Raw genomic sequence first — 19,934 nt, forward strand, 5'->3', positions numbered from 1 at the left:
TTAAATGATATTTATTATCAATATCATTTGATCTTTTATTTCGATAGATGATTAAATGGCAGCAATTAATACTGTGCAAAATAGAATTCAATAAAATTATCGGTTGACTATGCTTAAAAATTATCCAATGTGCAAACTGGCACTTTCTATTTCAGGTGTACTACTTCTCAGTGCTTGTGGAGGAGGCTCGGATGACTCGACCTCATCAACAAGTGGCGTTAATGCATACTCATACTCTTCTCTCAAAGAGTGTGCTGATACAGATCTAGACGGAGTATGTAGTACCTACGAACAACAAATTTCTGACACCAGCAGCTATTCAAAAATGATCAATGATAACGGTGCAATTCTGACGGCTCATGCTGGTTCACAGATGGTGTCACCATTCACCACTTTAGTGCACAGTGAAATGCTGTTTAACCCGGCATTGAAGGGCGATGAACAAAGTGCCATCACCTATCTGCAAGAAGCACTCGGTGATAAAGTGGGGGTCAATTTTTCGCAGGTCAATACCACTCATGGCCCCAAAGATCAGACCGAAGTTTTACTAAAAACTTTACGTCAAGCTCAGAGCCAAGGTCAGTTCGATCCGATGCTCAATATCGCCCATGCTCTTGATCTTATGATTGCCAATCAAACTCTTGATTTATCTAGTATTAATCTAAAATCTCAACCAAGCAGGCATGTCTCATTTGATGGTCTTCTTACCGTGCATGGCTCTCAGGTTGACTCATCACTCATTGGGGCGAAATCGATTACGTATAATCCTGCCAATCAAAAAATCGTCTTTTTAGATTCATCAGACAATGTGAAGCACATTAGTATTGGTAATAGCAATAACGCAGTCAGCGCTTCTGCACACGCCTTATCTGAACTGACTACCATCACTCGCTACGATGACGACGATGATGATGATGACGATGACGATGACGACCACCACGGCGGCAGCATAGATGATCTACTTGGATGGCAGCGCGGGGAACATCAACTTGTACAAATCCTGCCTGCACTTAATAGCATTCAATCTTACAAGCTTTATCAACCTAAGCTAGTAGCTCAAGCCAGTGAACAGTGTGGTTCAAGTGGAACCAGTGGTATTTTCTTAACTAGCTTGCATGATAAATCCACCCAAGTTACTAAACATTCAAAGGTATCCATTGATGCGTACGGCGGCGCTTCAGGCAGCGTACCAATTCCGATCCCCAAACCAACCCCAGTCAACCCAGATGCCGATCTATCAGCACAGCGCTGCTTCAATGATAATTTCAACTGGATGATGCCGCTCTACCAAAAGAAATCTATCCTTGCTGAACTAGACGATGGCATCTACGCAAAAGATAAACTGCGCCGATTAAGTGCTGACAAACTGGTAATGGGCTCGGAGAGTTACACGCTAACAGCGACCCAAGATTTTGTTGTTGCCTCACTTGATGAGTCAGAGCTTTTGATTGTCGATAGTGGTGCTGGCGGCAACGATGATGCGGTACTGATTGACTCGACAACATTAGCGCCTAAATCGACCATTGGTATAAACAATGCGAAAGCAGCAGCCTTCACAATTAACGATAAACTGATCTTTGGCCTTAAAGATAACAACGTAACCTGGGTGGAGAAGAGTCAATTCGCTACAGAGTTAAATAAGTTCCAATTAGATGCCGCTATCCATTTTGTAAAGTCATCACCCAATGGAAAGCAGTCGGCAGTGGTAACCAATAGCTCGCTCTATTTGTTGGATAACAGCAAATACCAAGTGATTGAACAATTCCCGATTCAAGGCAGTGCAGTCAAAGACCTAAGAGTACTCAACGACAAAGCCGTGGCCGTTGTGGGTAATTCCGTCGAGTATTTTCAATTTGCTAAAATTGCCGGTCCTAAACTCAAAGTCGCCGCCCAGCTGATTACCAACCGTCTCAAAGATCAATGGGCAGCAACAGCCACTGCCCACTGGAAAGCCACCAATATGGGATTTTTACTTGAAGAGACAGGTCTTGAAGCGTCAGTAGCGAGTAAGTTTGATTCCATTAACGTTCATTGGTTACCCACTGGTGTCACTCAAGCAAGCAGCGTGACTGGAGTAAACATCAGTGGTCTAGATAGAGGGACGTGGATAACGTTATACAAACCTCTCTAATCAAAAAAGCGGCATCAATAAACTGTTTCGTGGGGGTCAGGAGCAAGTTTTATTTGATGCCGCTTGGTTTAGTCAGCAACCAGTAGCGGTTAAGCCAATAGATCGAGTAGATTCAACAGCGCCAATTTCTCCAACCTATTTGAAGAGCTGGCGAGTCGCGCTTGGTAGTAACGTATCATTACTGCTTTTCTCATCTTCGCCTCCTTAGTTGCCGCTATTTTCTCGCTTAATACGGAACGTAAAAACTAGCCAAATAAATTTATTCCATTCCTCTTATTGTCAATAATTGGCGAATTTCGCCTTCAAGCTGTAGAAACCGAGTGAAAATAGGAACAAACTAGATAACAACTGTGCTTGGTTTATTGAGAATTTCTGTGTCTGACTTAAATCTTATTCGTTATTACACTCGCCTGGTTCCTATGGGAGTCGGCGCTGAGATCAAAACCGCGCTACCTATGGTGGCCGAACTGCTGTTTACCAGTCCACGCCACGCTCGTAATCTACTGAGCCAAATGCAGCAACTTGAATGGTTAAGTTGGACACCAAAACCGGGGCGTAATCAGCGTTCCACATTAGTATTGAACCTAGAACTAGATGAGCTTAAAAATAGACTTGCCGCCAAACGTATTTTGCAAGGTAAGTATGAAAAGGCACTCTCTATACTCGATGATGACGAAATTGCTTTCGGCAGGCTGCTACAAAGTACGTCGGGCGCCTCTGTCCGAGAGGGTATGCTCCATATCCAGCTTACCTACAAACGTCCCTTTGAACGCCTCGTCCCCCATCAGCTACAAAGATCGAGTGAACGGTATCTACTAAGGCAAATATACTGCTGCTTAGTCGGTAGTTCTCATAGCGGAGAATTGCAGCCACAATTAGCCCACCATTGGTACTATGACGAAGAAGCCCTGCAGTGGACTTTCTATCTACGCCCGAGTTTGAGCTTTCATAATGGTGCCACCATAGATGGAAGTTGCATTAGTGAGCTGTTCGAAAAGCTAATGGCGCTCGAAGACTACCAAAGTGAGCTCCAGCATTTAGAGTCCGTCCACTCGCCAGCGCGAAATAAAGTGGTCTTTACGCTTTCTAAACCCGATCAAGGGTTTGGTGGACTTCTTTCCGGTGTTAAATACTCAATTCAACCACCAAACCAAGTAAGCCAATCAGCCTCTCGTCAAGTGATTGGTTCTGGGCCATTTGAGGTGACGGAGCATAGCCAAACAAAGCTGTGTTTACAGGCATTTGAGCGCTACTACAGCTGCCGAGCCTTAACCGATCAAGTCACCATATGGCACCTAGACGAGCTAGGGCTGGAAAACCAGCAAATTCACACCAACCAACCTGGAGCCCAATCAAGTAAACAGTGCCACTACTATGTGTCTCATGCAGTTAGCCAGCGTACAGAAAAAGATGTGCAGAAGAGCCGGATAGAGGACGGCTGTATGTTCATCCTATTTAATCAAAGCGGGGCTCAGGCTCTAGATGATAGCCAACGACGTTTTCTCTCGACTTACCTCACTGCAGATAAAGTCTATCGCTACCTGGATGAAACAGACCGTTTATTTGGCTGCGAAATCGCTGAAAATCTTCTGCCTATGTGGCACAAGATTACTCGCCCAGAGATGCCTTCGGTCACATTACCTAAACAACTCAGCATTGCCGTCTACGACTATAGCTCCTTGTGGAACTGCGCCTCAGCATTGAAGTACTTACTTGAACAACAAGGCGTCGACGTCACTATCAATACCTACTCCTACCGCGAGCTAACTACTCGCTCTAGTCAGGGAGATCTTTCCGAATCTTTGATTATCACCAACATCAACCTAGATGATAATCGCCATGCGTCCGCTTTTAACAGTCTTTATCACAACCCCATTATTCAGCGTTGTATTGGTGAAGAGTCTAAGCAGTGGCTAGTCCAACGTTTAGACGAGCTTCGTTCACAAACGCCATTAAATGACTATTTAGATGCGTTAGAGCCTATTGCGTCAGCACTGATTAACCAATTCTGGCTTTCACCACTCTTTCATCACAGGCAAACCTTACGCTTTCAAGGGGTCCTCAACGACGTGGCGCTAACTAACTGGGGCTGGCCCGACATAAAAAATGTTTGGTCTACTAATTAAAATATTTACTTTGAACTCAAAACATCAAGCATTAATAGGTATGCAATTTTCAGGTCAAATCACATATAATAACCATATAACCTGTACCAGATTGAGAATAAAACCACATCAACAGTAACAAATTTTAGTCACAACAATCATATAATCATTTGAACTCTAAATATCAATTCACTACCATTACAGCGTATTCATTAAAAAGGAAATTCAAATGAAACTAAAAACGGCTGCAATACTGACCTTAAGCGCAACCGCTTTCCAGGCTCAAGCAGACGAATGTGGTAAAGTCACTATCGCAGATATGAACTGGAATTCCGCGACAGTAATCGCCAATGTTGACCGATTCATTCTAGAACACGGCTATGGTTGTGAAGCCGAACTTATCCCTGGTGATACCATGCCTACTGGTACATCGATGATTGAAAAAGGCCAGCCAGATGTTGCTCCTGAGCTATGGAGCAACAGCTTAAAAGATGCCTTAGATAAAGGTGTGGCAGAAAAACGCCTTCGCTACGCAGGTAAATCACTCGTCGACGGCGGTGAGGAAGGCTTCTGGGTACCTAAATACTTGGTCAACAAATACCCAGAACTTGCAACTATCGAAGGTGTTAAGAAGCACTCAAAACTGTTCGAACACCCTGAAGACCCAGATAATTCAGCGTTTTACAGCTGTCCAGCAGGTTGGAACTGTCAAATCAGTGCAGGCCACCTTTTCAACGCACTCGCACTAGGTGAGTCAGGATTTACTATCGTTGACCCAGGTTCAAGTGCTGGCCTGTCTGGCGCGATCGCAAAAGCTTACGAACGTGAAGAAGCATGGTTTGGTTATTACTGGGCGCCAACAGCCGTACTCGGTAAATACGAAATGGTCAAAGTTGACTTTGGTAGTGGTGTCGATGAAGCTGAATTTGTCGGCTGTACAACACAACCTGAGTGTGCAGAACCTAAACCAACCATGTACCCACCTTCACCAGTACATACAATTACTACAGAAGAATTCGCTTCCCGAGCACCACAAGCTTACGAGTACTTTGCTAAACGTGGCTTCACGAATGCTGATATGAACCAACTGCTGGCTTGGATGGAAGACAACCAAGCTGACGGCGAAGAAGCGATGTTCCACTTCCTAGAAAAGTACCCGCAAATCTGGACTGCATGGGTACCACAAGATGTGGCTGATAAAGTAAAACAAGCCCTATAGAAACAACTCTAGAACTATCTTAGCGCTTAGGCGCTATCCTATAGATGTACTCATTCACCGCATAGCAACACGCGGTGAATGAGAATAAAAGGAACTTATTGATGTCAAATGATAGCTGGTTCAACAGCTTTCCTGAAATGGAGCGTTCTGATCTTAGAGCGATTCGCAAGACGCTTGATGGCGCATACCGAGATTTTTCTCGTGAATACGGAGATATGATCGAATCATTCTTCGACCCTCTTCTTTCATTTCTTATCTGGTTTGAAAAGCTTCTTCTCTCAACCCCTTGGATGCTCGTTTTAGCGATCTGTACCGGCCTTGTCTATGCTGCTAGTCGCTCGTGGAAGCTTTCTCTTGGCTGTTTTGTTTCCCTCATTTTGATTGGTTATTTTGGAATGTGGGAAGATACGATGCGAACCTTAAGTATCATTACTGTCTGTACCCTACTCTCTATTGTGCTTGGTATTCCAATCGGTATCGCGATGGCCCGCTCCAACCGAGTGCAATCTGTCGTTACTCCTATGCTTGATGTAATGCAAACCATGCCTGCATTCGTCTATCTAATTCCGGTGGTAATGCTACTTGGTATCGGTAAAATTCCAGGTCTAATTGCCGTTGTTATTTACGCTATTCCGCCGGTGATTCGTCTTACCAACCTCGGTATCCGCCTAGTAGACAAAGAAGTCTTAGAAGCCTCCACTGCATTTGGGGCGAGCGCAAAACAACGCTTGTTTGGTGTCCAGTTACCGCTAGCAATGCCAACCATCATGGCGGGCATCAACCAAACGATTATGATGTCGCTTTCTATGGTTGTGATCGCATCGATGATTGGTGTTAAGGGACTTGGTCAACCAGTACTTAAAGCCATCACCAACCAATACTTCACTCTTGGTCTTTTAAACGGTTTTGCGATTGTTGCTTTGGCGATCTTGTTCGACCGCGCTTCTCAAGCTTACGCAAAAAGAACACAAGCTCACCTTGGAGATCTAAAGCATGACTAAACCACTTATCGAAATCAGTGGACTGTATAAGGTCTTTGGGGCGAAGCCTCACACGGTAATGCCGCGTGTAAAGCAGGGTGAAAGCAAAGATAAAGTCCTCGCAGAAACTGGCCACACAGTCGGACTGAAAGAGATTAACCTTAGCATCAAGCAAGGTGAAATCTTCGTTATTATGGGTCTATCTGGCTCAGGTAAGTCGACCTTAATCCGTCACTTCAATCGACTGATCGACCCAACAGAAGGGCAGATTCTAGTTGAAGGGACAGATGTTATGAAGCTCAACCAAAAGGAGTTGGAAGAGTTCCGTCGCCACAAAATGTCGATGGTATTTCAACGTTTTGGACTGCTCCCTCACCGCACCGTGGTCGACAATGTCGCTTACGGCCTAGAAGTTCAAGGCGTCGAGAAAACTCAGCGCCTTGATAAAGCCTATGAGTGGTTAGAAACAGTTGGCTTAAAAGGCTATGAAAAACAATACCCTTCTCAGCTTTCTGGCGGCCAGCAACAACGTGTTGGCCTAGCGCGTGCACTTTGTACTGACGCAGAAATCTTGCTGATGGATGAAGCCTTCTCTGCACTTGATCCTTTGATCCGCAGCGAAATGCAAGATCAACTGATTGAGCTTCAAGAAAAACTGCACAAAACCATCGTGTTCATTACTCACGACCTAGACGAAGCACTACGCTTGGGTGACCGAATTGCAATCCTGAAAGATGGCGAGTTGGTCCAGCAAGGGACTCCGGATGAAATCTTACTCCACCCTGCTGATGACTATGTAGAAGCCTTCGTTAAAGATGTAAACCGAGCACGTGCGCTGACGGTTGAGACAGTGATGAACCCGCAAGCTTATCGAATCAGTGCCAATACTATCCAAGAAGCCATCTCTCAGATGAAAGGCATCAAGCAAGACTACGCCTACCATGTGACTGACGAAGGTTACCAAGGAGTATTGACAAAAGAGGGCTTAAACGACGCCGCCAGAGAAACCACTCAGGATGAAATCAGTCAAGAGATCTATGAAGAAGTCCCATCGGTGTCACCAGATGCTGCTATCGAAGAAGTGTTGGTGGATACTATGTCGTACGACTACTCTTTGCCTGTAGTTGATGAAGATGGCAATTTGCAAGGCGAATTAGAGCGCAGTGCGGTCGCAGAAATTTTCTCAGAACCATCAGATGAAGAGCCGGCTGATAGCCCAAAGCTCGATAAAGCATCATAATATTTGATGTTTAACTCTTAAAGCCTAGCTTCTCGCTAGGCTTTTTTATTTCTGGCATCCAGCGCAAAATTTACTTGTCTCGCCCTTAGAGTCGTGTAAGTTAAGGCTCATAAATCTTCTTTCTAACCTATGTACCCTTACCAAATGAGCCAACAACCAATAAAGTTCATCGCTGCCGATATGGACGGAACACTTCTCGACGAAAACAGTCAACTTAACCCTGAATTTTTTGAGCTATACCCACAACTTGAAGAGAAAGGCATTATCTTTGCTGCCGCTTCGGGCCGTCAGTATTACAGTTTGATTGAAACCTTCGCACCTTTAAAAGAGCGCATGATGTTCATTGCCGAAAACGGCACTATGGTGATGCACCAAGGCAAAGAGCTATATAGTTGCGGAATGGATAACGATTCTATTCAAGCAATCATCGCTCAAGCTCGCTCGATCGACGGTGCGCAAATCGTCTTGTGCGGAAAAAAATCAGCCTATATTGAAACACAAGATCCTAAGGCGCTCGCTGAGTTCTCTAAATACTACAAAAACTGCCAATACGTTGATGACTTACTTACCGTCAAAGACGAATTTATTAAAGTCGCAATATGTCACTTTGGCGGTACAGAAGAGCTGGTTTACCCGTCATTCAATAAGGTATTCGGCGCTAGCCACCAAGTTGTAGTCAGCGCTAAGATATGGCTTGATGTGATGAATGCAAAGGCGTCTAAAGGTGCTGCGATAGAATTCCTTCAGCAATCATTGAACTTCTCTCATGAACAAACCATGAGCTTTGGCGACTACCTCAACGATCTGGAAATGCTCAAGGCAAGCTACCATTCATACGCAATGGATAATGCCCACCCTAAGGTCAAACAGGTCGCGCGTTTCGCTGCTCCAAGTAACCGTGAAGCAGGCGTATTCAAGGTTATCAAACGAGAGATTTTGAGCTAAGTTAACCCTGATAGAGTTCAAGCGGTAGGCCGTCTGGATCGTTGAAAAACGTATACGGCTTACCGGTAAACTCATCAATGCGGATCGGCTCGACTTCGATTCCCTTTCCAACCAAATAGTTGACATAATCTCCAACTGATTTAACGGTAAAAGCCAAGTGTCTTAAGCCTTGTGCTTCGGGTCTAGACTGTCTTTCTGGTGGGTTGGGAAAAGAAAACAACTCCAATTGCCCACCATCTGGTAAGGCGAGATCTAACTTGTAAGAATCTCTTTCTTGACGATAGTTTTCAGCTAAGACCTTAAGCCCTAACACGTCGGTGTAAAAGCGTTTAGACACTGGATAGTCTGAGCAAATAATTGCTACATGATGGATACGTTGTAACTGCACTTTATCCCCTAATCGATAACTAATGACCCATCTTGATTAAACTCCCAACAGTCGCCAAAAGCAATCTCCCACAAATAACCATCAGGATCGGAAAAGTAGCCACTGTAACCTCCCCAAAAAACATCTTGTGCTGGCTTTTCTAGCTTTGCACCAAGGCTAACGGCTCTATTCAGAATGTCGTCGACTTCTTGCTTCGTACGTGTGTTGTGAGCCAAAGTCATACCGCAAAAGCCTGACGCTTTCACTGCCATATCAGGTGACACGTCTTCAGCAAGCGATTTGATCGGGTAAAGTGCTAAACAAACCCCGCCCGTTTTAAAGAAGATGATGCCATCGTCTGGCGATCTTGAGCTTGGGAAGCCAAGTCCAGTGTAAAACTCAAATGAGCGTTGAAGATCCTCTACCCCTAAGGTAATGATGCTGATTCTCGGTTCCATAACTGTTTATTTCATCCATTGATTTAGGCTTTTAGATAATAGAATAATTCTGTATGTCGACTCCAATGGTGCATGTAAAACTATCGATCAGATCTCGACCTTGAGGCGAATATAAAAACTCCCCGAAGAGTACTACGCCCATCAGAGAGTTTTTTAAGTCACACAGCATTACCACAATTCAGGTTGGTTAAACGCAGGCACACATGTACTGCTACCAGAAAGCGCTTCAATCTTTTCTTCGCCCAACGATTGAGCCATCCACCCATGAGGAAAACTCAGCGGCAATGGCGCTTTAAATGCTTGCTCAGAGACTGGCTCGAACCCAGTTTTGCTATAAAAATTCGGGTCACCATAGGTAAAGGCCAGTTTGATGCCTTGGTTTTGCATCTCGGTTAGACCAAATTGGATCAACCCTTGCCCAACACCCTTCCCTTGATAATCAGTGCGTACAGCAACAGGCGCCATCAAAAAGCACTCGCTTTCATTTTCAAACGCTAAGCGAGTAAACAAGATACAACCAACAATGTCACTACCATCTCTCGCCACTGCAACTGAGATATCTTGGTCAGGGGTTTCAGAGATAAGGTTGTTAACTAATTCACCGATCATTTGACCTTCAGCAGGCCCTTCTGAGTCGGAAAATGTTTTGCGAAATAGCTCGATAATCGATACTGTTTCAGTCGTATTGTAAATACCGTAATTCATATTAAGTCCTCTCAAATTTGTGCCTGCAGCATAAACTGTAAAGTTATAGACAGGTCAAACACTCTTTGAGGTTTTTACTCTGCTACCCTTAAAATGAACATCTGGTAGTCAAACTGGTGCTCTCGTTGATGATAAGCCTCGATTTCACGTTTAAGGCTTTCAATCGCTGCCGAACCTTCAAGCGTCTCCTCAACCTCACCAATACGCTTGTTGAGTGGTAGATAATAGTTATCCCATGACTCATCACTAATTGGAAAAGAGTTCACCACTTCATACCCTAGTCGTTGGGCTAGTTTGGCTCGTGACGTCGCGGTCGTCATATCCGGATATTCGCCCTGCCAAAACACCTTAGCATCTTGAGTAGGTTCATCTACTCGCCATACAAGGTCACTTACAACCAGTATTCCATTAGGTTTCAGTAACTGACGCCAAGCTTTTAGCGCATTCTCGACCCCGATAATATACGCGCTGCATTCAGCCCAAATCACATCGAAAGTCCCTTGCGGAAAAGGCAGCTTCCCCATATCGGCGCAGACAGCAGTGACTCGATCACTAAGGCCCATTCTTTGAAGAGTGTTATCAAGGAAGTTAAGTGCGGGCTGGTCATTATCAATCGCAGTAATGTGCGCATCCGTATGAGTCGCAAGAAGCTTAGTCGCGATACCTTGACCACAACCAATCTCTAACCAGTCGCCACTCTTATTAGAAAGCAGACCAAGTGCTTTTTCAGTATCAAATTCGCTCCCCGGGCCCCAACGTTCTAGCGCTTCAAAGACTCGCATAAAATCTTGCATATAACGTTCATGTTCATTCATATCTTTCGACAACCACTTCAAATGCATCGCTTGTTTTTCATCGAAACCCTGCTTCATCAACCATTCAAGGTGAGCATCAGGGGCAATGTTATTTAGGTTGCTATGCCAATCATCCAAACGACTCTCGCCAAGCAGAGCTGCCAATAAATCGCGTGACTTCTGCTTCTTCTCGATCTCTTGTTCAAGTTCAGTCAGCCTTTGTTTCAGCAGCGCTCGATCAATCTTTTCATCCAAACACGATTGACACTCTTTCAGAGTTAAACCACCCGCTTGCAAGTTCTGAAGCAATTTCAGGCGTTGCAGATCTTTATCTCCGTATGAGCGATAGCCATTGCTCATACGCTGACCTTTAATCAGCCCGAGCTTTTCATAGTAGAGCAAGGTAGTACGGGAAATGCCCAATAGGTCAGCGAGCTGAGAGATTTTGTACATGGAAACCTACCTAAATAACGGTTAAGTGGTATATAACTTAAACTATAAAGCCATAGACAGGTCAAGTCATCAAACACTCTTGAGATTAGGTAATTTCGCGTACTGAGGTTTGCCACAATATCAACGCCGTCACTATTTGAACTACGCAGCAACAGATAAACACCGCACTGATACCAAACGTTGGGCAACATCAAGGGTAAAACAAAGCCTGATGCAGCGATCAAGTAACTGACTTCGATCGCGCTTAAGGCCAATTCAGCCTTGCCGTAGTAAATAGCTTGAATCCAGAACACCGCCCCAGTGGTATTAATCACCATCACGGCAAGGGTAATTTGCCACATATTGTGTTCCGCTCTCAGAATCTGCCAACCTTCCTTTAGAGAATCGAACAGATTACGCTGATCATTCATGGGTTGGTGGGTAAATTCGAGTTTTTCCAGCTGCCAGAACGCAAGCAGCAATAAGAAAGCAACCAACAAAAAGACATTGTGGATCGCCGATACTAACAACAGCGCACCGGACAGTACTGGCCCCACCGTTTCCGAGACCATATCTGCTCCAGAGCTACTTGCAAACGGTTGGATTGACTTCAATAAAGTCACGATGAACTAGAGTGATTGTTAAATTATTTATTAAACAGAAGTAATTTACCCCCAACGAAGTACAGGCTATTTATAAGATGGTAAACTAAGGTATTAGCCATTAATGATTGTTTGCGGTATAGATGAAGCGTTACCTTTCTTTTGTGATCACCTACTTTGCTCTGAGTGCATCTTTTTCAGCGCAAGCAGCATGCAATGTAGAACCACAATATGACTTTCTCTATAAACAGGTTGAAAGTGATGAACGCTCAATGCTCAACTTCTACTACCACTCTCTATGCCGCCCAGGGAAGGTCCAGCTCAGTGAGATCTCACTGCCGAGAAACGCATCTGCACAGAGCACAGCGCTATACTATTTTGGCCTGTTGAACCTGAAGAAATATGAAGGAATAGCCATCGACACGCCGCCAGACTTGGTTCAGTTCGGACAACAAGCTGGCATTGATTGGATAACAGCAGAAGCCAAACTCAACAAAGCAATTAAGCTGCTCGAGTCTGATCAACTGAGCGAGGGAGAGTTACTTCTGCACGAGACAGTTATACTCGCAAGAGAGATTGGCTATAAACGTCTTCTGGCAAGAGCCTATCGCTGGCTAGGCAATATTAAAATGCAGCACTCAAACATCAAAGCCAGTCTCAACTATTACAAAATGGCCTTTGCGTTGGTCAATGAAATCGGTGACGACTTTCAAGCCACCATGACGCTGAATAATATCGCTACTGTCTACATGCAGTCTGAAGAGTGGAAACAAGCGAATATCAACATAAAGCGAGCGCTGAAGCTATATCAGACCAATCAGTATGACAATAGTCTGTTTGAAGCGATTCTATATGCTAACTCGAGTGCCATCTATTTTGCGACAGGCGATCATGAACAAGCGGCCACATACATGCGCCTAGCACTCCAAGAGGCAGATAAAACAGGCTCCAATCGCATTAAATTTTCTACCCTATCAAATATGTCTCAGCTCTACTCTAGCGTTGGCCGCCCAACCGAGGCGTTGGATATGGCACAACGTTGTCTTGATCTTTCCAAGCAATCTTCTGAATCTCCGGTAATGCTAGCGACTTGTTATGACTCTTTTTCTACAGCGTATTTAGCTCAAGAAAACTATGACCAAACCATTGCCTATGCGCATAAGTCCCTTGATATTCTTGCTGTTTCGGAGAGCCAAGAAACAGCTTGGGAGCTTCAACTTCTTGCTAACCTTGTCAATGCTTATGAAAAGCAAGGGAATTATCAGCAAGCTCTCAACTACATGAAGCAGTCTGCCCTACTGAAGCAGGACTTCAATCGACAAACTTACAATGAAGAGATTATCAGCGAAAAAGGTGCGTTAGAACGTACGCTTAACAAACGCGAAGTCGAGTTACTAGAAGCCACCAATGCCCTACAAGCCGCGAAATTGGAAGAGCAACGCTCGAAAAACATTCTCTACACTGCACTGTTTATCTTCATTAGCTACTTCGCTGCGCGAGTCTTTTTGCGCTTAAAGCGTTCGAATTCTGAATTGAAACAGCAAAACCACACCGATTTGCTCACCGGAGCCTACAATCGACGCTACTTAGAGCAATGGATCAAGCAAGAGACACTGATTACCTCCGACGTACTGGTTTCAGTGCTAGACATCGACCATTTTAAATCTTTTAACGATCAACATGGTCATGACATCGGTGACATGGTGCTTAAGGAAACGGTCCAAGTACTCCAAGGTCAGCTGCGTAAGCAAGATCAATTGATTCGTTGGGGCGGTGAAGAATTTATTTTGCTGATCCCTCTTGATGGTCACGAAAATGTGGCAGGAATATTAGAAAGACTGCGTGGTTGTATTGAGTCTCATCACTACGCTTACGGCTCACAACAGTTTAACGTTACTATTTCTCTGGGAGCCAAGGTATGCACTGGCCAAATACTTTCTAAAAACTGGGATGAAAACTTCGCTCAAATTGACGCCGCGCTATACCGAGCTAAAAGTGCTGGGAGAAACCGCTACCAAATCGCTGTGTGACGTTAGGCATATCTCTGTGCTGAGTTGCTTGATTTTTGCTCAGCACTCTCAGTATACTCTCGCCATCATTTCTTCAGGAGATTACGCCAATATGAATAACTAAACCTGTCATCCATCTTCACATTATCTTTGGATTTACAGGGTTAGTAGGCGTAGCTCACTCTCAGCTATTTCTTTGCGTTAAATTTCAAAATCTGTATTTGATACAATTTTTGACAGCACAGATCTAACTTCACAACACTATTCTTAGCTACGGCTGTTCCCCCTGTACTACAGGAGGCAACATATGCCAGTATTTAGTGCTCAAAACATCAGCTTTCACTTTGACAACGGTGAACAACTTTTCACACATCTATCTTGTTCAATGGCCAAACCTCGCGTCGGATTAGTCGGGCGAAATGGCATCGGAAAATCCGTTCTTACCTCGATATTATCAGGTGAAATAGCCCCATCTGATGGCACCGTTTCCAAGCCGAGTTCCTATGCTCTTTACCGACAACAAGATGACGAACTTTTAACTCAAACGAGTTCAATTGCCCACTACTTGGGGAAAGAGACCATTCTCAATGCGATCAAACAAATCGAAGCAGGGAGCTGTGATGAAAAGTGGTTCAATATCGTTGAAGACCAGTGGGATTTGGAGAGCAAACTCTCACAGCAACTCAGCGAATTGGGCCTACCAGCCAACCCTCTCTTTTCCTGCTCAGAGCTAAGCGGCGGTCAACTGGCACGTTTGCAGCTTTGGCAACTGTTTGAAAGCGAGGCAGAACTGCTGATTCTGGATGAGCCCTCCAACCACCTTGATAGGCAAGCCAAACAATGGCTCATTCACGCAATGGCAAACTTCGCCGGCTCGATATTACTCGTTAGTCATGATCGAGAATTATTAAGAGAGGTGAATGAAATATGGGAGATGTCCCAACTCGGGCTGCAAACCTTCGGTGGCAATTACGACACATACGAACAACTTAAGCGCGTTGAACTGCAAGCCGTTGAAAGACAACTGAACAATGTAGAAAAAACGCAAAAGCAGCTTATTGAACAAGCGCAGAAAAACAAGGAGAAAGCCGAGCAAAGAGCTTCTCAAAGTAATAAGTCTCGCAAAGATGGCAGTCAGCCTAAAATATTGCTAGATGGGATGAAAAACAGCGCTGAACGCCGGCTTGCCAGTCGCAATAAAAACGAACAGTTAAGAATGAAGCACTTACAGCGGAAAGGAAGCGCACTGCGTGAAAGACAAGAACAGCTCAAAACGCAAAAAATCTATTTAGAGGATGGGCAAATAAGTACTAAGAAAGTACTTTCCCTGATAGATGTAACGCTAAAATACGGCTTTATCGAATCGCTCACCTTGCAGGTTTATGCCAACGATAAACTGCATCTAAAGGGTAAAAATGGTAGTGGCAAGTCTACGTTACTCAAAACGCTCCATGGTCGATGGCCAGTCATGTCGGGAGAGTACCTAGTCAACACCCCACTCTATTATCTCGACCAACATTTTAACGTCATACAAGCGCAGCTCTCGATGCTCGACAATCTAATGTCACACTGCAATCAAATGAAGGAAAGCCATGCGCGTACATTACTTGCAGGTATCGGGTTTCGCCGTGACAGCGTGTTTCGATTAGGGTCAGCACTGAGCGGCGGCGAGAAAATGAAACTGGCGATGTTGATCGTCAGTCATCAGCCTAGCCAACCATTTTTGCTACTGGATGAGCCAGACAACCACCTAGACCTAGAGTCGAAAATCAATTTAGCCAGCGCATTACAGCAGTATCAAGGAGGGTTCATTTTGATCAGCCATGATCATGACTTTGCGTTAGAGTCCGGAGTAAACCGCGAGACAACATTAGGTTAAATCAAGCCAGTAAAGCAGTATTTTTCTGCTTTACTGGCACTTTCCAGCTCTCTGCGAATGCGATAAGTCGCGGCGTTTGGTAACATCCGAGCTGTTCTCTTCATCAAGTAAGTTAATCAACATGAGAAAATTCTACGTGGTCGAAGTCGTCACCACTCAATCAAAAAAACCGAAGCAAAGCTACCCGACACTCGCGCTATGCGAAACTTGTGTCGGCAAGCATTTCGTCATTAGCGAAGGGGAAAGAACCTACCAAGCTTGTGCTGAGTGCGGAGAAGACGATTAGTAACCACTTACTCTATCTTGTCGCCGCGCTTGGTATTGTCTACAATGCGTCACCTTAAATATATTGCAGGTCATAATCATGAGCGATAACAACGCTAAGCCAGAGTTGCCAGATCACCTTTCAGGTAACCCACGTAGCCCACACTTTGTAAAAGAGTGTTTTGAGCACCACATCGGTATCCGCCTAAACGGCAAAGAGCGTACTGATGTTGAAGAGTACTGCGTGAGTGAAGGTTGGGTAAAAATCCCTTCACCAAAAGCAAAAGATCGCTGGGGTAACCCAATGCTGATCAAACTAAAAGGCGAAGTAGAAGCGTTCTACAAATAATCCTCTTAGTGATGATGATTACTCGTTTAAAAGACAGCCTAGTGCTGTCTTTTTTGCCATTTAGCACCGCTGTTTCTGTTCAAGCTCATTATATTGAGCGCGTTTGTTGATTTTCCTCTCAGAAGCGATAGAATCCCATTCGCTTAATTGCAAACGTTTAATTTATTCTCAGGGCGGGGCGAAATTCCCCACCGGCGGTATTCCTTAGCTATATTCGGTTTAAGGTGAGCCCGCGAGCGCTCGATTCGTCGAGGTCAGCAGATCTGGTGAAAACCCAGAGCCGACGGTTATAGTCCGGATGAGAGAGAATGAAAAGACATCACCATACTCTGTATGCCGTGGTGCATTTCGTTTTAGCTGGAGTTCATTTATCGAGGCTCCGGTGCTCATGCATGCCCTGATTCTGGTGATATTTAGGAGTTAACCATGAATCAGTCATCACTTCTTGCCGAATTCGGCGACCCAATTACACGCGTTGAAACTGCACTCGTAGCCTTAAAAGAAGGCCGTGGTGTTCTTCTTCTTGATGATGAAGACCGCGAAAACGAAGGCGACATCATATACTCGGTCGAGTCTTTAACTACCGCTCAAATGGCACTGATGATCCGTGAATGTAGCGGCATCGTTTGTCTATGTTTACCAGAAGAGCAAGCGGATCGCCTAGAGCTAACGCCTATGGTCAAAGACAACAACAGTGCTAACCAAACAGCATTTACTGTCTCTATTGAGGCCAAAGTTGGTGTCACAACTGGGGTATCTGCTCAAGACCGCGTTACCACGATTAAGACTGCAGCCAACCCAACGGCGAAAGCCTCTGACCTTGCTCGCCCTGGTCACGTATTCCCTCTACGTGCGCGTAAAGGCGGCGTTTTAACTCGTCGTGGTCACACAGAAGGTACTATTGACTTGATGCAAATGGCAGGTCTACAACCAGCAGGCGTACTGTGTGAAGTGACAAACCCTGATGGCAGCATGGCAAAAGCACCAGAGATCGTCGCCTTTGGTAAGCTGCACAATATGCCAGTACTGACCATTGAAGATATGGTGATGTATCGTCAGCAGTTTGATCTAAAACTGGCGTAGCACCCATTCTGACACTAGGCGAGTCCTACTCGCCTAGTCATTGTGATTCTTTTCAATATCTCCGTTACTCTTCTCACTTCGCATACCCAACAATATCGGACTAAACTTTTAGCTTATACCTACGCCAATATTTGAGGGCTCATGGAGAACAAGGCTGAATCAACTGACGACTTAATGCTCATCATTGAAGATGACAACCCAACAGATTTACCTACGCTACCCTCTCACACTTGGCGGATTCTTGTTGTCGATGACGATGCTGACGTCCATGAAGCGACAAAGCTTGCGCTCAAGGGATTGATTGTTGAGGAGCGGCCACTTGAATTGATACATGCCTACTCCGCTAAAGAAGCACAGCAATGCCTGACAAACGAACGTGATATTGGTGTCGTGCTCCTTGATGTGGTGATGGAAACGGAACACGCTGGCTTGGATCTAGTCGAAATCATCCGCGATAAGCTTGAGCTCAAAGCCATTCGAATCGTCTTACGTACCGGCCAACCTGGTTATGCCCCCGAAATGGAAACCATTCGGCGCTACGACATCAATGATTACCGAACGAAACCAGAGCTTACGCGAGTTCGTCTCTTTACCATCCTAACGAGTGCTATACGAGCGTATAAACAGATACGAAATCAACAAATTATGCGCCAAGGACTCGAAAAAGTCGTCAAGGCCAGTACTGAACTCGCCCACCTGCATGGTCTAAGAATGTTTGCTGAAGGAGCGGTTAAACAGATTAGCGCTATCATCCAGATCGAACCTGATGGTTTAATCTGCGTTCAGGAGCCCTCAAACAATCAAGGAGAAAGTGCCCAAATCATCGCAGCGGCTGGGCGTTATAGCCAATTTGTCCATTCACCACTCGACACGTTAGATTCGCATAAAATAAGAGAGTCAATCATGCGCTGTCTAGAAAGCCGCACCAGCCTACTTGAAACTGGGCTCACTCTCTATTTCTCCACTGAGCAGGGTAGAGGGTTGGCTGCCTACGTCGATATCCATCGTCCACTTGAAGATCTTGATCGCCACTTACTTGAAGTTTTTTGTGCCAATCTCTCCGTTGGCTTCGATAACGTGTTGCTATACAACAAATTGGAAGAGCAAGCTTTCACTGACTCATTACTTCGCATCCCCAACCTCAACAGCTTGCTTCGCTACCAACTATCAAACCCTAAGCTCCACCACTCGTCGTTACTCGCCTTAGTCGACATCGATGACTTCTCCGCCTTCAATGACAGCTTTGGTCACAAAGTTGGAGACCTCTTACTCAAAGCCGTCGCTCACCGTCTTACTTTGGCTTTTCCAAACTGCTTCCTTGCTCGTGGAGGCAGCGATGTCTTTGCCCTGATTGGTAATGCAGAAGAAATGGACACCCGTAGCATACTCAATGTCTTCGATGAGAGCTTTTTCATTGACAGTCAGCCGTTCAAAATCATGGCTAGTGTTGGTGAAGTGGAATTAAATGAGCAAGACAATGCCAATCTCGCAGAACGCTATAAAGATGCTCAAGTCGCGTTGAAACAGGCTAAGTTACATCACCGAGGCTCAGTCATTCACTTTTCCAAAGATATGGGGCAAAGCGCCAGAGATCGAATGCTTTTACTGTCAGAGCTTAAAGAAGCCTTAGACAATAATGCCCTTTTCCTCATGTACCAACCTAAGTATCACCTTGAATCGCTTAAATTAACAGGGGTTGAGGCATTACTTCGCTGGCGCAATAAAAACGGCAACTTAGTCCCTCCTGATCAGTTTATCCCGTTGGCAGAACAGTCTGGCATGATGGTGAACATTGGCAAATTCGTACTCAAACAGGCTTGCCAGCAGTTCCATCAACTTCTGAATAGTGGCTTTGCTGATATCACCATCGCAATTAACGTCTCCCCGGCTCAGTTGGAAGAACCCGACTTCTGCGCAGACCTGAAAAGCGCGATGCAATCGAGTCACATTCCCCCTGAGCAAGTCGAGATTGAGGTTACTGAAACCATCGCCGCAAACAATCTAGATGATATCCAACAAGCCTTAAACCGCGTCAGAGCGCTTGGCTGTAAAGTTGCAATTGATGATTTTGGAACGGGATTTTCCTCGCTCAGCATTCTTCATACCCTACCGGCCACACGATTAAAAATCGACCGAACTTTCGTTGACGCCATGGAACAAGATGACAGCATCGCAAAAATGATTGTCAACTTGGGCCAAACGTTAGGTATGGAAGTCACTGCCGAAGGGATTGAAACTCAAGCTCAGTATCAACAATTAAAAGCATTCAACTGCGAAGAAGGTCAAGGCTGGTTATTTGCCAAAGCAATGGAGCTTGACGAGCTCATCGCATTCCTAGCTAAGCCAATGCCGAACGACTAAATAGAAAGGTA

Annotated in this window: 16 protein-coding genes, 1 pseudogene and 1 riboswitch; of the genes and pseudogenes, 12 read left to right on the forward strand and 5 right to left on the reverse strand. The window is 45.0% G+C overall.

All coding sequences use genetic code 11. The annotated features are described in order from the left end of the window. The first annotated feature begins 109 nt into the window (after positions 1 to 109). The 6 genes from VIA_RS08275 to VIA_RS08300 all read left to right on the forward strand — a co-directional run bounded on the left by VIA_RS08275 (position 110) and on the right by VIA_RS08300 (position 8,620). Positions 110 to 2,131, forward strand: coding sequence for a hypothetical protein (locus VIA_RS08275; RefSeq protein ID WP_071816288.1), 2,022 nt, complete (start codon positions 110 to 112; stop codon positions 2,129 to 2,131). A gap of 374 nt (positions 2,132 to 2,505) precedes the next feature. Then, a complete protein-coding gene (locus VIA_RS08280; RefSeq protein ID WP_004412385.1) occupies positions 2,506 to 4,257 on the forward strand; it encodes an SgrR family transcriptional regulator in 1,752 nt (583 codons plus the stop codon). 208 nt (positions 4,258 to 4,465) lie between these two features. Then, positions 4,466 to 5,455, forward strand: coding sequence for an ABC transporter substrate-binding protein (locus tag VIA_RS08285; protein WP_004412387.1), 990 nt, complete (start codon positions 4,466 to 4,468; stop codon positions 5,453 to 5,455). A 101-nt stretch (positions 5,456 to 5,556) separates the two neighbouring features. Continuing rightward, positions 5,557 to 6,456: an ABC transporter permease gene (locus tag VIA_RS08290; protein WP_004412388.1), complete on the forward strand. Its 900-nt coding sequence runs from the start codon at positions 5,557 to 5,559 to the stop codon at positions 6,454 to 6,456. Beyond that, positions 6,449 to 7,675 carry a quaternary amine ABC transporter ATP-binding protein gene (locus tag VIA_RS08295; RefSeq protein WP_004412389.1) on the forward strand — a complete coding sequence of 409 codons (1,227 nt, stop codon included), beginning with the start codon at positions 6,449 to 6,451 and terminating at the stop codon, positions 7,673 to 7,675. The genes VIA_RS08290 and VIA_RS08295 overlap by 8 nt, the downstream gene beginning before the upstream one ends. Before the next feature lie 144 nt (positions 7,676 to 7,819). Beyond that, positions 7,820 to 8,620, forward strand: a complete 801-nt coding sequence (locus VIA_RS08300) for a Cof-type HAD-IIB family hydrolase (RefSeq protein ID WP_004416071.1) — start codon at positions 7,820 to 7,822, stop codon at positions 8,618 to 8,620. Position 8,621: 1 nt separating this feature from the next. Here VIA_RS08300 and gloA2 read toward each other — a convergent pair whose 3' ends face one another. From gloA2 to VIA_RS22480, 5 genes and pseudogenes are all read right to left on the reverse strand, one after another. Continuing rightward, on the reverse strand, positions 8,622 to 9,008 hold the full coding sequence (gene gloA2 / locus VIA_RS08305; RefSeq protein ID WP_004412393.1) for an SMU1112c/YaeR family gloxylase I-like metalloprotein: 387 nt from the start codon (positions 9,006 to 9,008) through the stop codon (positions 8,622 to 8,624). An 8-nt stretch (positions 9,009 to 9,016) separates the two neighbouring features. Continuing rightward, on the reverse strand, positions 9,017 to 9,445 hold the full coding sequence (locus tag VIA_RS08310) for a VOC family protein (RefSeq protein WP_004412394.1): 429 nt from the start codon (positions 9,443 to 9,445) through the stop codon (positions 9,017 to 9,019). A gap of 168 nt (positions 9,446 to 9,613) precedes the next feature. Continuing rightward, complete coding sequence (locus tag VIA_RS08315; protein ID WP_004412395.1) at positions 9,614 to 10,150, reverse strand: GNAT family N-acetyltransferase; 537 nt, start codon at positions 10,148 to 10,150, stop codon at positions 9,614 to 9,616. A gap of 74 nt (positions 10,151 to 10,224) precedes the next feature. After that, entirely contained in the window at positions 10,225 to 11,397 is a 1,173-nt protein-coding gene (locus tag VIA_RS08320) for a MerR family transcriptional regulator (RefSeq protein ID WP_038210712.1), read from the reverse strand. 206 nt (positions 11,398 to 11,603) lie between these two features. Beyond that, positions 11,604 to 11,939: pseudogene (locus tag VIA_RS22480) on the reverse strand (MFS transporter); the annotation flags it as partial. A gap of 182 nt (positions 11,940 to 12,121) precedes the next feature. On the opposite strand from VIA_RS22480, the gene VIA_RS08330 reads away from it, so the two are divergent. The 6 genes from VIA_RS08330 to VIA_RS08350 all read left to right on the forward strand — a co-directional run bounded on the left by VIA_RS08330 (position 12,122) and on the right by VIA_RS08350 (position 19,923). Continuing rightward, positions 12,122 to 14,008, forward strand: a complete 1,887-nt coding sequence (locus VIA_RS08330) for a tetratricopeptide repeat-containing diguanylate cyclase (protein ID WP_004412398.1) — start codon at positions 12,122 to 12,124, stop codon at positions 14,006 to 14,008. 286 nt (positions 14,009 to 14,294) lie between these two features. Beyond that, a complete protein-coding gene (locus VIA_RS08335; RefSeq protein WP_004412399.1) occupies positions 14,295 to 15,866 on the forward strand; it encodes an ABC-F family ATP-binding cassette domain-containing protein in 1,572 nt (523 codons plus the stop codon). 121 nt (positions 15,867 to 15,987) lie between these two features. After that, the gene (locus VIA_RS22330) at positions 15,988 to 16,152 is read left to right on the forward strand and encodes a hypothetical protein (protein WP_004416068.1); all 165 of its coding nucleotides are present in this window, start codon (positions 15,988 to 15,990) and stop codon (positions 16,150 to 16,152) included. A gap of 78 nt (positions 16,153 to 16,230) precedes the next feature. After that, the gene (locus VIA_RS08340; RefSeq protein ID WP_004412401.1) at positions 16,231 to 16,479 is read left to right on the forward strand and encodes a DUF3297 family protein; all 249 of its coding nucleotides are present in this window, start codon (positions 16,231 to 16,233) and stop codon (positions 16,477 to 16,479) included. A gap of 160 nt (positions 16,480 to 16,639) precedes the next feature. Then, positions 16,640 to 16,793: riboswitch (FMN riboswitch) on the forward strand. A gap of 112 nt (positions 16,794 to 16,905) precedes the next feature. Continuing rightward, complete coding sequence (gene ribB / locus VIA_RS08345; RefSeq protein WP_004412402.1) at positions 16,906 to 17,562, forward strand: 3,4-dihydroxy-2-butanone-4-phosphate synthase; 657 nt, start codon at positions 16,906 to 16,908, stop codon at positions 17,560 to 17,562. A 141-nt stretch (positions 17,563 to 17,703) separates the two neighbouring features. After that, positions 17,704 to 19,923 carry a putative bifunctional diguanylate cyclase/phosphodiesterase gene (locus VIA_RS08350; RefSeq protein ID WP_004412403.1) on the forward strand — a complete coding sequence of 740 codons (2,220 nt, stop codon included), beginning with the start codon at positions 17,704 to 17,706 and terminating at the stop codon, positions 19,921 to 19,923. The last annotated feature ends 11 nt before the right edge of the window (positions 19,924 to 19,934 follow it).

Origin of the sequence: Vibrio orientalis CIP 102891 = ATCC 33934, from assembly GCF_000176235.1 — a bacterium.
Lineage (GTDB): Bacteria > Pseudomonadota > Gammaproteobacteria > Enterobacterales > Vibrionaceae > Vibrio > Vibrio orientalis.

Coding starts and splice junctions, on each gene's coding strand:
- VIA_RS08275 (WP_071816288.1), top strand. CDS start 110: ATGCTTAAAAATTATCCAATGTGCAAACTGGCACTTTCTATTTCAGGT.
- VIA_RS08285 (WP_004412387.1), top strand. CDS start 4,466: ATGAAACTAAAAACGGCTGCAATACTGACCTTAAGCGCAACCGCTTTC.
- VIA_RS08290 (WP_004412388.1), top strand. CDS start 5,557: ATGTCAAATGATAGCTGGTTCAACAGCTTTCCTGAAATGGAGCGTTCT.
- VIA_RS08295 (WP_004412389.1), top strand. CDS start 6,449: ATGACTAAACCACTTATCGAAATCAGTGGACTGTATAAGGTCTTTGGG.
- VIA_RS08300 (WP_004416071.1), top strand. CDS start 7,820: ATGAGCCAACAACCAATAAAGTTCATCGCTGCCGATATGGACGGAACA.
- VIA_RS08310 (WP_004412394.1), bottom strand. CDS start 9,445: ATGGAACCGAGAATCAGCATCATTACCTTAGGGGTAGAGGATCTTCAA.
- VIA_RS08315 (WP_004412395.1), bottom strand. CDS start 10,150: ATGAATTACGGTATTTACAATACGACTGAAACAGTATCGATTATCGAG.
- VIA_RS08320 (WP_038210712.1), bottom strand. CDS start 11,397: ATGTACAAAATCTCTCAGCTCGCTGACCTATTGGGCATTTCCCGTACT.
- VIA_RS08330 (WP_004412398.1), top strand. CDS start 12,122: ATGAAGCGTTACCTTTCTTTTGTGATCACCTACTTTGCTCTGAGTGCA.
- VIA_RS08335 (WP_004412399.1), top strand. CDS start 14,295: ATGCCAGTATTTAGTGCTCAAAACATCAGCTTTCACTTTGACAACGGT.
- VIA_RS22330 (WP_004416068.1), top strand. CDS start 15,988: ATGAGAAAATTCTACGTGGTCGAAGTCGTCACCACTCAATCAAAAAAA.
- VIA_RS08340 (WP_004412401.1), top strand. CDS start 16,231: ATGAGCGATAACAACGCTAAGCCAGAGTTGCCAGATCACCTTTCAGGT.
- ribB (WP_004412402.1), top strand. CDS start 16,906: ATGAATCAGTCATCACTTCTTGCCGAATTCGGCGACCCAATTACACGC.
- VIA_RS08350 (WP_004412403.1), top strand. CDS start 17,704: ATGGAGAACAAGGCTGAATCAACTGACGACTTAATGCTCATCATTGAA.